The organism is Collinsella sp. OM07-12 (assembly GCF_003438275.1).
Lineage (GTDB): Bacteria > Actinomycetota > Coriobacteriia > Coriobacteriales > Coriobacteriaceae > Collinsella.
Map to the genome: position 1 here is coordinate 1 of NZ_QSTQ01000032.1, position 11,522 is coordinate 11,522.

The window sequence follows — 11,522 nt, forward strand, 5'->3', positions numbered from 1 at the left end:
CCGAGGCCCCACTCGACCGAACCGCCCTGGCGCGAGCCGCCGCGAACCTCGTGGCCAACGCCGCCGAGCACGCGCGCTCGCGCGTGGCGGTCTCCTGCGACGTCGCGGGCGGACACCTCGTCATCGAGGTCGCTGACGACGGACCGGGCTTCTCTCCCGCCGCCCTCGAACGCGGCTGCGAGCGCCTCTTCACAGACGACTCCTCCCGCTCCTCGCGCGACGGAGGCCGCCACTACGGGCTCGGCCTCCACGCCGCCTCCGAGGCCGCGAGCGCCCACGGGGGCTCCGTCTCGCTCGCCAACAGTCCCTCGGGCGGCGCGGTGGCCACCATCGCGGTCCCCCTGTGCGGGGCCTGACGACTCAGGCCCTCACACCGGCGTGGCTCGCAACCAAACGCTTCCCGGATAATAATGCCCTTTGCGGGGATCGCCCTGGCTAGTCGCCGCCCATGTGCATGAGCATGTCGGCGATGCGAGTCGCCATCTCGTCCGCCGCTGCACGGATGTTTGTTGATGTTCACTAAAAAGTGGTCCGATTGATCACTGGGAAATAAGCACCGTGAGCACGAAAAATTGAGCAGTTTAAGCAAGTGGGCCGTGCCCCGGGGACTTGCCGAATCTGCCCACGGCGTCAAACTCGTTCATCTCCATGGAGCTACCTCCCCCTGACGGCGCTAAGCGGCTTCGGCTCGAAGTGCTCGTCGCGCTCGACGGCGGCGAACCCCATTTGGCGGTTCAGCTCCTCCATCTCCTTGATGCTGAATTAGCCGAGCTCGTCGTCATAGCCTTCGACGAGGCTGAACGCCTCGTCCGTCCCATCGAACTTGAGCAGCCACCAGTCCCATCCGTTCACGCACGAGAAGTAGTGGACGTATACCGTGAGGTCTTCCGCGCAGTCTTGCTCATAGAGCCTCGGCAGCTCCTCTGCAATCTCCCTCGTCATCAGCTCCTGCATGTCTTCCTCCGTTTCCGGGCACGCTGCCCTGAACATCTCGCCCTTGCGGGCAAAGCCGAATGGCGACGCTGCACCGGAGCGACGACGGGTCAAGGGAGTCCATGACGACCTCCACCAACCGGAGCGAAGCGGAGGTTTGTGCGGGGTCTCATGGGCCCCTTGACGCGGCGTAGCGAAGGTGCCACCCACGCAACGGATACGAGTTCATGACCGGCGAATGCCACCGAAACACTGGAAATCATGGGTCAAGACTGAAGAGGGACGGCCGCCCCTAACGGACGGCCGCCTTAACGAGCCTTACTAATTCGGTTCTGGCATATGATCCGAGACGCCCGCCGGGCAAATCCCGACAATCCTAGTGATAGTCGTTTGCGAAGGAGCCGTAGAAGAGCGCCTTACAGTCGACATCGCTGTAGCCCATCACGGCATCCTGCACATCGGATCGCAAGAGGTTGAGCACCTTGTACACGCCCTCGCCCATATCCCCGACGAAGAGTACCTGCTTGAACACATCGGGATAATCGCGCAGATAGGTCACATAGCCCCTAAGCTTTGCTAGCGTGTCGCCGAGGAACTCGCCATGAGGGTCAACGATGGACGGCCTGATGACGCCCGCTGCATCCTTCACGAAGAAGAGGAAGTCTGGATGCAGGGCCTTGCGTCCCACCGAAGACATGTACGGGATCGAAAACGCCTTAGCAGACATGCTGCCCGACGGATTGCGATAGAAGGCAACCGTACGATTCTTTGCCAATTCGTTCCTAACGATATAGTCTTCCGCCGGGTTCAGGTCGAGCGGGCAGAGGCCGTCCTCTTTCTGCACAATATGGCACGGATACTTAGCGAAGTCGTCCGACGTGCTAGTAGACGTGGGCCACTCTATCTTTGTGAGGCGCTTGCCCTCGGTTTCACGGGCCAGCTCGTCGTAGCGCTGCTTTGCCGCGTCGTTAAGGTAGTCATAATCGCCAGATCCATCGACCTTATCGAAGTATTCCTTTCGGCATTGAGCCGCCCAGCCCTCGAGCGCATCGACGATGGCCTGCGTGCGCACCGCTGCGGCAAGGCGCAGGTCGCACTCGGGCCGCCCAAGCTCCTTGAAGTTGGCGCGACGATACTCATTCGCAAACTCCTTAGTGAAATGCATGTCGGCGTCGCGGGCGGCCTTTCTGAGGCCTTCGGCGTCCGTGCGGGCCTCCTCCTGCTCCTGGTCCTCGGTCTCGTTGAGCTTGTCGAGCGTGATCTTGACGGTCTCGGCAACCTCTACGTCGTGTTTGGCTTCGCGGTACTCGTCCTCGTTAGCAACGATGTATCCCTTGAGCTTCTGAACGAACTGTTTTTTCACGTCGGCCGCGGCATTGACATCGAGGCCAGTCTCGACAAGCAGAGTCGCCGTCTTAACCAGGCTCTGGAATTCGTTCCTGGCCTTTTTCGGAATGCGCTGCACGGGGATGGAATCGAAGGCTGTGCGGATGCCCTGCCACTCCTGATGCGTGAAAGACTGCTCGCGCTTGGTGGGCGGCTTGGGCTTTGCCATGGGCACGGGTATTACGACCGAGACGGTCTGGGTCGGCTCGGTCTGTGCGGAACTTGGCTCAGGTGTCGCAGGTTGCTGCGGGGCAGACGCTGCAACGTAGTTGCCCGTTGCGGGCTGAGGCGCCAGCTCCGCTTCTGGCGCCGGGACGTCGACGGGCCTGACCGCCGAGGCAAGCGAGGGCTGCGCTCCCTGCATGTCCAACGGCTCCTGAATCGCGATGCCGGCAAGCGGCGCCTGGTAGCCGGGTTGTGCCTGCCGCGCCGCCTCGATGGCTTTCTCGTTCTCCTCGTACGCCTTGAGCTCCTGTTGGTAGTCGGCTTCGGACTTGGGCGCAGCCGCCGTGATAGTCACGGGGTTGAGAACGATGTTCTGCTTGCCGATGGAGCTCTCGCCCATGTCGTCCTTGCGGCCCATGAGGTAGTCGACCACGTCCTGAGTGCTCTCGGGATTGAACTGGGGCAGGTAGCAGGCGACGGAGTTCAAAAGATCATCGGATTCGATGCGCCGCGCAAGTGGAGTGCGTACCATACGTCCCACGAGCTGTGCGATATAGGTCGAGTCCGAACGCCTGCGCTGCGAGAAGATGACCTCCGCTCGCGGGCAGTCCCATCCGTTGGAGACAGCCTCCTTGGCGAAGAGCACGCGAATGCGCGAGGTGTCCTGAACGAACTCGGGTTCGACATAGGGAATAAGGTATTTTCCCGCCGCGATGTCCTTATGCTCGCCGAAGACGTTGGCGAACGACATCGCCTCGGAAAGGCCGGGGACCAGGCCCGTGATCTGGTCGCACATCTCAGCCAGGGCCGAGTTGCTCACGTTGTCCGCCGCTTGGATGAGCAGCAGCGGGTTGACGGGGCTCTCGCCCTCACGGGCACAGTACTCGCCCCATTCGCGGCAAGTCAGGGCATAGCGCTCGCACGCCATAGTGAGATACTGGTGCTCGACCGGGTCGTCCTTCTCTGGCACGCGCAACTCGATGATGTCCTTGAGCAGACCTGACTCCTGAACCTCGCGAGGGGTCACAGCGACCTTTGGCATACGTACGCGATCGGCGCGCTGGTCCATGGCCGCCTCGAACCTCTGCGGCGTGGCAGAGACCCCGACGACGATGGGCATCGCTGCACGGCCGTCGAGCCCATCAATGAGGCTGGCGTAGATCGTCGCGGTGCCGCGCTCGCTCGAGGCATTGGCCCCCAAGCCGCGGTGTGCCTCGTCGATGAACAGATAGAGGTTACGCTCCGGGTCCCTGATGGTGCGGTCAAGGATGTCCCAGAACACGCGGCCGGAGTTGGCCTCACTACCCTTGGTGAGCAGGCCGTTCTTACTGAGTAGGTCCTTGCTGAGGAAATAGACGTGGCGCGGCTCGAGAATGTCGTGCGCGGCTCCGAAGTCGTTGGTAATTGTGACCAGGTGGCGCCTGTCAAGGATGCTGTCTGCCAGCTTGTCCGCCACGTTTGAGAAACGCACGCTCGTCTGCTCGTTCAGGCTCGGGGAATCCGAGAGCCAAAGAACGACGGCATTCTCGTCGGGCATGAGGCTCAGATCGTCGTCTCCGAAGAAGAGCGCTTCGATCGTCGCTGCGCACATGACCGTTTTGCCCGACCCCGTGGGAGATGCGAGGCATATCGAGGACAGCTCGCCGTCCTGCTCGTAGCGTCGGCACATCGACTGCAACTTGTTCGCCAGGGTCGCGACCGCACCGGCTTGGAAATCCTTAAGTTCGACTCTCATGTTTACCTCACCGCATCCTCGGCGGCAATCTTGAACGATTGCAGGTAGTTCTCGTACAGGCGGACGACGTCGAGCCCAGGCAGTTGTGCCTTGACGGAGGCGTATCGAGCCGTGTCGTCCGTGATCACATAGGCGCACCCTATGCTGGCATTCTGCTTGACGGCGTCTATGAAAGCGCCGACCGAAGCAAAGTCGAAGAGGACGGCGTAGGCGTCGGCCATGGCAAAGCCCGGCTGCTCGTGCTTGATGATGCTGCCACGCGAACCAGCGCGCAGCCAGAGCAGGGGCGCGATCTCCTCGAAGGCCACGCCCAGCTCGACGGCGTCCGGGTCTTCGTAGGTGAGGTCAAAGAAGACGGCGTTTTCCTCGAAGCCGTCGGCCATGGGGAACTCGTCGGTGAACTTGTAGTCACCCTTGATGGAATCGCCCTCGGGCGTCTTGCCCGTGATGGCCGCCGTGACGCGTGGTTTGGTAACGTACTGGCAGATGCCCAGCGCCTCCCATTCGGGGTCGCCCTGGCGAAGACCGCGCTTGGTGAGCTTTTTGGATTCGTCCTCGGAGACCTCGTTATTCGTTACGCTGATGGAGCGCCTGCGCCCGCCATCCTGATGGTTCAAGCGCATGACGGCATGTGCCGTGGTGCCCGATCCTGAGAAGAAATCGACTACAAGGGCGTCGGGCTTGTCGGCGACGAAAAAGCGAATGGTGTCTTCGACGGCATAGAGGGACTTTGGGAATGGGAAGCGCCTGTTCGGGAGCAAGCACTTCAATATTCCTGTCCCTGACTCGCTAGCTGAATGCGATTTTTGGTTCCATACGGTCATTGGACGAACGTTTGCTTCGCCTTGTTGCTCCAGGACAACAGCTCCATCGGCATCATATCCGCGAACAGCCAGCTTTCCAGACTGAACATCCTTAACTTGACCAGAAGTAAGATGATATGGAACACGTTTAATGCCATCCCATGGCCCGAATTTTATGTAGCCTTCTGACTGATAGGCGCGAAATGTATCGGGTTTAAGAGACCAGGTGAGCTCTTGTCCCCCTTCGCCGATTGGCCATACGACAACTTCACTATCATTAGTTAGATAAGAGTTGCGATTGTAATCTACGGGAAGTGAGTCTCCGCACCTAATATAGGAGCCGTCTTCGGCAGAGAAAACAAGCGGATAAAATAGATTTGGCCGAGCGGTTCTTCTTCCGTTGTTGCTTGCGCTACGCAGCAGGCCCTTCCAACGGATTGGCTTCGCCTTCTTCTCTTCCTGTTTCAGCATTGTGTTGCCAATGCTCCCAACGGAAGCGCCCCCAATAAGCACAAAGAATAAATACTCCTCGCAACGCGAAAACTCGTTATCCCGACGATTGCCCTTAGGGTTAATTACAGATGTCACCATTTGTATTTTTGCGCCGTTGAACACGCTCTCCAACAACATCCCCAGCCTCAGGTACTCCTTCTCGTCGATCGTCACGATGAGTACGGAATCGTTGGGGTTGAGCAGTTGTCTGGCGAGTTTGAGGCGGCGCTCCATGAAGGCGAGCCATTTGGAGTGACGATAGGCGTCGGAGCCGTCGACGTAATCGTTGTTGTATTTCCAGTCGCGGGCGCCAGTGTTATAGGGTGGGTCAATATATATGCAGTCCACTTTGCCTGCATAGGCAAAGGCCAAGGTTTCAAGAGCATGGTAGTTTTCGCCGTTAATGACTACTTGATAGGGCTTATCGCTAGCGCGCTCGACACGCCCAGTCTCTTTGAGGCCAGCATAAATCGGCTGGTCATATTCAGCAACAGGCACGACATCGTCGACAGCAACGGAGCGGGGCTCACATTCGTTTTCGTCATATGAGGGCGATTGATATGGCTTTAGATCAGCAACCCCCCCCCGAACGGCATTTACCAACCATAGCAGTTGGGAGCTAGAGTCCTCTTTTTTACCACGCTCGGGAAGCACCTGTACGACATCGCCCTCCATGATAGGTTTGCCATAAAGGCGAAGTCGCTCTGGACGGTTATGTTCAAATACAAGCCCAAACTGGCGCTGCGCCGCAAAGGCGCGGATGTCGGCAGCGAGCTGACGATCGCCCAGCTTGACAGCGCGATCAACAAGGTTCTGAACGACTGCTTGCGCCGTCTGAGACATCACTTCTCCCCCTTGCACTTCTCGTCAATCCATTCGCGCAGGACTTTAGCCACCGTCTTATCCTGGCGCGCGGCATAGGACTTAAGAGCCCGCTTATCCTCGCGGGTTATCGAGAGCGTGAACTTATCCAGCTCCCTCTCGGCATGAACAGCCTGATCTTCCTCCATGGTCGCCCCTCCGAATTGACCTGTTCTACGTTCCTTAATTGGCCGAAATCATTTTACTTCAGAATACGTAATTACGTAATTACGTAAGCTAATTTGAGCCATGCAGCACTCAATCACTAGTCAGTATTCGTTGACGAGTCGTTGGGGATAACGAATATATCGAGGTAGACAGCCGTTTTTACCGTCTGTGAGTACCAGCAAATCGATACTCAAAACGTCGTGAGTACATTTTGAGTACCAGTCCGAGCGGCCTCTTGCGGGCGAAAGCAATCTGCTGGCCAGCATTAATTAGAAATAAAGTGATGGCGTTGCTTCGGTAATTGAAAGCACTTTAAAACGTACCAGCAAACAATCATCCCAGCTAAACAGCTTGAGAGATTGAACGACAGGCTTGTATGTACCACATACACCACAGCGCACACGCGCCCATGGCAGGCAAATAAAAAACGAGGGAGGCCGTTTCCGACCTCCCTCGCAAAGGGCTATTTACTATTCCCACTCTGTGCAGTGTGCTTTCTACTTTGTTCACTCATTTTACCTGGTTTGCAGTCACCCGAACATGGCAACCCGTTGCGATATGCTGCGGCACAATGCTGGGACAGCACTGGGACAAAAATCGAAACTCAAACGAAACTCGGACGAGGTGAGTTTCAATTTTTGTCCCAGTGGGAAACGGGGCGGGGCAGAGCGATCAGAAACCCTCCCCTAGCGCCGCCAACCTGCAAGCCATTTGCGATTATCTTCCAGGAGTAACGACAAGTGGCTGGCATGTTGAGAAGGAAAGCGCAGGTCATCTTCTTGCGGCCTCGTCGCCTGTGCAAATAATAATTGCGGGTGGCTGTAAGAGAACTGGGAAGAAACTTTTGCCTTACTGCTGCTGGCGAGAAGCGCAATCGGGCATCATTGTTACGATTGATTCGAGGAGTAAAAACAGCTTAATGCAGGTCCTCTTCAGGACGGGTCTATACATCATTCCGTGCATCAAGAAGTTTCTGTTTAGTTCACCTTCTACCGCTCGATTGAAGTTTTCTCCATTATGGAAAAAGTAATTGTAGGCACTTAGAGTGTTTAGTATCCAGATGGCATCCGCCAGATCGCTGTCTATATCGGACGTTTCCCTGATCTTTTCTAGCGCCTTGTTGCCATTTCTTTTCCATGTTGTTTTTGGAACATACTTGATTAGCTGACCTTCTATCAGCGAGCAAAGCATCATCGCGCAAGGTTTGTAGTGCTTTTCCTCATAGAGGATGATACATTCCTCGAAATCTTTCTTTCGCGGTATTTCCGCGAGAACATTGTCGAAGAGATTCCGAACTCTCCCTTTCGTCATGTATTGCAAGTAATGTCTATCTGCATCCGTAAGCGATTCGGGAACGTTTCTGATTTCGGATGGGGACAAATCACTAACTACCCATCCATACTCGCCCCAGGTCTTAGCTCCCTCTTGAAGTCCCTCGAAATCCAGCCCCTCTAAAGCCTTTGAGAGTCCTTCCCAATTGATGCTTTTAATTAGCCCGGATAGAAATTCGTGTATTGGCTTAAACGCATCGGCTAAGACTTGGGAAACCTCGAGGGTCTTCATGTACGCATTTATAATGTTTTCCGAAAATCTCGTAAATGTGGCGAGCGTGGTTTTCGGGATATTTACTTGTATTTGAGGGGTGCGAAGGGCTATCTCGGACAGCGTCTTTAATGCTTCTTGGGCACCAGGGGCCAATGCTGGGTATGCCTCGGAAGTCGATTCGTGGTCATTGGGTTCAAAATCATTGCCTATTTCTGCGTCAGAAGAATTTAGGTCTTTATCATGTTCTTCCGGCTGGTCAGTTTCTTCCGGTTTACGGTTCTGCTCTTCGGTCATTATTTCTTCACCGCTTTCAGCAATGCCTTCTCGCAGCGCTCCATGCATTTCAAGTTTTTCTTCATCTGCGAAAGGAGTTTCCCGTTGGGCTTCTTTTCCGCCTTTGAGAGTGCTTCAATCTCTGACTTGAGCTCGGTCGCACAATTTGCGATGCCCTCATGGACGAGTTCGGCAATGTCGTATCTGCCGTATTTCCTTATTGCAACTTCAGTGCAGAATGCCAGGAGTTTTGAACACTCGCTTTGGACGAACGCTTCAGATGCTTGGACGACGACGGATACGGCGGTGGTGACTCCCGACCCAGCCAGCCCGATAAGGGCGCCGCCGCCCGTCAGGATGGCCGTTCCTCCCGCCATTCCCAGACCCCCCACTGCCAGGGAGCCCCCTCCGATGAACGCCAGGCTCGCACTGGTCAGCGCTGCTCCCGAGAGGCCAGCGACGGCGTTTCCCGTGATCAGCACGGCGATCTGAGGGGCGAAGGCGAGTGCTCCGCCCGCGGTAGCTGCGGGTGCCGCGACGGTCGCAGCCGCTGCCGCGGCGGTCCTCTTGCGGCTTCCCGTCACGGTCCCAGCCGCACTCGAATACGCCTTCCGGATGGACTTCACGTCTTTTTCGGCTATGTAGTCCTGGCCCTTGCAGAACACGTCGGAAAGGTAGTCCGCCTTCATCTTCAGCTTCTTCAAGGACTTGTCCCTCTCCTCGCCGAGCTGGAAATAAGGCTTGAACTGAGAGAGCTCGAGCACCATGAGGTCGATCCAGGACCTGTCCTTTACGTTGCCCGAGATTTCCTTCATCAACTCGAACGCCTGACGACCGCTTCTGACGAAGAACTCTTCACTGTTGACGCTCAGGGATTCGCAGACGCTTGCCTCCCAGCTGCTCAGCCATTCGGCTTTCGCCTTCGCAACTTCCTTCTTCTTGGTATTCAGAATATCGTAAGCGACCATCATGAACTCGAACGAATAAAGCAGCCTGGTTTGAGCTGGGCTCAGAGTAAGGAATTTGTATTTCGCAGAAAGCCTTTGCAGTTCATCTTCGCGTTTGCGCTTCTGTTCCTCATGTTCCTTCATAGCGCGTTTGTATGCCGTCGTAACATCTTCCTTGATGTACTTTGCATCGAAAAAGCAGGCGATAGCAAACCTGCCGATTCCCGGGTAGCTCACGTTGAGGAAGAACGACTTCGCGAACATGCCGGCATTGCCCCTTGAGGCTATCCCTGCCTTAATGACACTTCCGACGGAGTTGACGGCGACAAACGTGCCGCTCGATACGGTGCACATCCTCGTGAGGGCGCGGCTCTTGATGGGGATGAAGCCCTTCGGGTCGATCCTTTCGAGCTCCCTCAGCGAGGAGATGCTCTTGGACCTTATCTCCGACGCGAGCCTCGAGACCGTGTAGAAGACGCGGACGATGACCTCGTTCGCTAAAACGAAGAGCGACTCTTCGACGATCTGCGTCGCCAGACCCATCTCGGTTCTGAAGTCGAAGCGGACGGGCTTGCCGTCGGAGTCCTTGAAGTAGGTGCCGTTGAACAGCTTGGAGAGCCATTGCGAGAACGAGATCTCGCTGTCTTTGTAATTGACTTTGATGTTTTGGAAGAACGGTGTCGACGAGAGCTCCTTCAGCATCGAGAGGATCGGGCCGGGTATACCAGTGCCCTTGCCCGCGTTCGCATGCGATCCGTCGATGTCGCTGATCAGGTGGAAGAGCCAGTTGAACGTTCCTATCGCGATCTTCTCCGGGACGTTCTTCCCCACGAGCGCATCGGCTGGCAACGGGGGCTTTATGAAGTTTCCTGCAGTGTCCGTTCCGTACCCTATGCCTGTGAACTGAGCGAGAATCGAGAAGAACAGGCCGAGGAGGGTCGGGTGATGCGCGTAATCCCTGAGATGGTGCTGCAAGCCACCGCCGAATTCTGGTGTCAGCTTGTCCTGGGGATCGGGAACTTCTTTTCCAGAAACTCAATCGCCTTGGCCAGCGCCTCGGCATCACATCTCCCGTCCTTTCCGAAGATGGCCTTGTCATTCGGAAGCTTGCAGCCGAGAGAGCGCGCGGTGCCGACGACGATCCTGTCCGCTTCTTTCCCTCCGACCTTCGATGCCTCTTCGATCGAAAGCGGCTTTCCGAGGAGAACGCTGAGCAGGCCGGTGATGAGGCCGCTTCCAGCGGCGACACCGTAATCGATGCGGCTGGCCTTGTCGACGCTTTCATCGAATTCGAACTCCAGTGCTTCGAAGGAGTCGATGATTGGCACGTTTCCGGAGGCGATGAGATTGGTTCTCGGCGCGCCCCCGATTGAAACCGGGATTATCTCGTAATTGCTCATGGACAGATCTCGTTTCTGCGATGCTCATGTTCGCGGATTTGTTTTTATTATCTCACCTCAGGATGATTTCCTCTTTATTGCTAAGGTGGTCAGTTCTCTTCTCGGCACTGGGACAATTTGTCTCAGTGCTATTCGCCATCGATCTCCTCGAGTCTCTTCATCCATTTGAGCATCGACCCGTTCTCCAGGTGGCGGAGCAGGAACCCCTCGCAGAACCTGTCCCCGCGGACGACGTAGAGGATCATGGCGAGAGTGCATCTCGCGTCACATTTCGCGACGTCGGCTGCGAGCATGGACTCTTCGTCAGGCAATCCGCAGCTCTCAAGCACCTCCCTGTAATTGCGCACGGCGAGGTCCTCGTTGTCATCGACGCACTCGTGGACCATGAAGATCAGCTCATTTGCAGCCTTCCCGTATTCGACATATGGGGCGATGAAGGGGTCTTCGAGGGTCCCCTCGTGCCGGTTGTCGACGAACCATTTGCCATGGCTTTCCTCTGCCTCGAGCAGAGGGATCAATCTGGTGATCTTCTCGAACCTCTTCATGGGCTTCCCTTCGTTTGCAACTGGGACAAAATGTCCCAGCGATCGTTTTTGTCTCTGCGCCGATCGCGTTCTTCCCGATCATATGGGTCCATGATGCGCTCTCCGGAAAATGGATCTAATATCGCATTCCATATATTAACTGGCTTTATGCAAGCACCTTGTCCGTTAGTGCCGTTGTGTTAGACTGCTTTGGATACTGGGACTTTTCCTATAATCTTTCTTGCTTAAATAGCAGGCGAAAGCGAAGGAGCTCCTATGGTCACCAAGGA

Annotated in this window: 9 protein-coding genes; 1 reads left to right on the forward strand and 8 read right to left on the reverse strand. The window is 56.3% G+C overall.

What is annotated here, in order from left to right; all coding sequences use genetic code 11:
- Nucleotides 1-356 (forward strand): ATP-binding protein (locus DXB98_RS09640; RefSeq protein ID WP_199407174.1); only part of this gene is annotated, 356 nt, incomplete at its 5' end.
- Between the two features lie 406 nt (nucleotides 357-762).
- Here DXB98_RS09640 and DXB98_RS09645 read toward each other — a convergent pair.
- The 8 genes from DXB98_RS09645 to DXB98_RS09675 form a co-directional block, all read right to left on the reverse strand.
- A complete protein-coding gene (locus tag DXB98_RS09645; protein ID WP_158553194.1) occupies nucleotides 763-954 on the reverse strand; it encodes a hypothetical protein in 192 nt (63 codons plus the stop codon).
- 355 nt (nucleotides 955-1,309) lie between these two features.
- The gene (locus DXB98_RS09650; protein ID WP_117743962.1) at nucleotides 1,310-4,219 is read right to left on the reverse strand and encodes a DEAD/DEAH box helicase family protein; all 2,910 of its coding nucleotides are present in this window, start codon (nucleotides 4,217-4,219) and stop codon (nucleotides 1,310-1,312) included.
- A 2-nt stretch (nucleotides 4,220-4,221) separates the two neighbouring features.
- Nucleotides 4,222-6,357 (reverse strand): site-specific DNA-methyltransferase, encoded by a 2,136-nt coding sequence (locus DXB98_RS09655; protein ID WP_117743963.1) that lies wholly within the window; start codon nucleotides 6,355-6,357, stop codon nucleotides 4,222-4,224.
- Nucleotides 6,357-6,524 (reverse strand): hypothetical protein, encoded by a 168-nt coding sequence (locus DXB98_RS10225; RefSeq protein ID WP_158553195.1) that lies wholly within the window; start codon nucleotides 6,522-6,524, stop codon nucleotides 6,357-6,359. The genes DXB98_RS09655 and DXB98_RS10225 overlap by 1 nt, the downstream gene beginning before the upstream one ends.
- An 868-nt stretch (nucleotides 6,525-7,392) precedes the next feature.
- Nucleotides 7,393-8,382, reverse strand: coding sequence for a hypothetical protein (locus DXB98_RS09660; RefSeq protein WP_117743964.1), 990 nt, complete (start codon nucleotides 8,380-8,382; stop codon nucleotides 7,393-7,395).
- On the reverse strand, nucleotides 8,382-10,283 hold the full coding sequence (locus tag DXB98_RS09665; protein WP_117743965.1) for a hypothetical protein: 1,902 nt from the start codon (nucleotides 10,281-10,283) through the stop codon (nucleotides 8,382-8,384). The genes DXB98_RS09660 and DXB98_RS09665 overlap by 1 nt, the downstream gene beginning before the upstream one ends.
- A gap of 20 nt (nucleotides 10,284-10,303) precedes the next feature.
- The gene (locus DXB98_RS09670) at nucleotides 10,304-10,708 is read right to left on the reverse strand and encodes a hypothetical protein (protein ID WP_117743966.1); all 405 of its coding nucleotides are present in this window, start codon (nucleotides 10,706-10,708) and stop codon (nucleotides 10,304-10,306) included.
- Between the two features lie 128 nt (nucleotides 10,709-10,836).
- On the reverse strand, nucleotides 10,837-11,253 hold the full coding sequence (locus DXB98_RS09675) for a DUF6508 domain-containing protein (protein ID WP_117743967.1): 417 nt from the start codon (nucleotides 11,251-11,253) through the stop codon (nucleotides 10,837-10,839).
- Between the last annotated feature and the right edge of the window lie 269 nt (nucleotides 11,254-11,522).

Excerpts from the sequence above, each read along its gene's own strand:
- DXB98_RS09645 (WP_158553194.1), bottom strand. The coding sequence starts at position 954 with ATGCAGGAGCTGATGACGAGGGAGATTGCAGAGGAGCTGCCGAGGCTC.
- DXB98_RS09650 (WP_117743962.1), bottom strand. The coding sequence starts at position 4,219 with ATGAGAGTCGAACTTAAGGATTTCCAAGCCGGTGCGGTCGCGACCCTG.
- DXB98_RS09655 (WP_117743963.1), bottom strand. The coding sequence starts at position 6,357 with ATGTCTCAGACGGCGCAAGCAGTCGTTCAGAACCTTGTTGATCGCGCT.
- DXB98_RS10225 (WP_158553195.1), bottom strand. The coding sequence starts at position 6,524 with ATGGAGGAAGATCAGGCTGTTCATGCCGAGAGGGAGCTGGATAAGTTC.
- DXB98_RS09660 (WP_117743964.1), bottom strand. The coding sequence starts at position 8,382 with ATGACCGAAGAGCAGAACCGTAAACCGGAAGAAACTGACCAGCCGGAA.
- DXB98_RS09670 (WP_117743966.1), bottom strand. The coding sequence starts at position 10,708 with ATGAGCAATTACGAGATAATCCCGGTTTCAATCGGGGGCGCGCCGAGA.
- DXB98_RS09675 (WP_117743967.1), bottom strand. The coding sequence starts at position 11,253 with ATGAAGAGGTTCGAGAAGATCACCAGATTGATCCCTCTGCTCGAGGCA.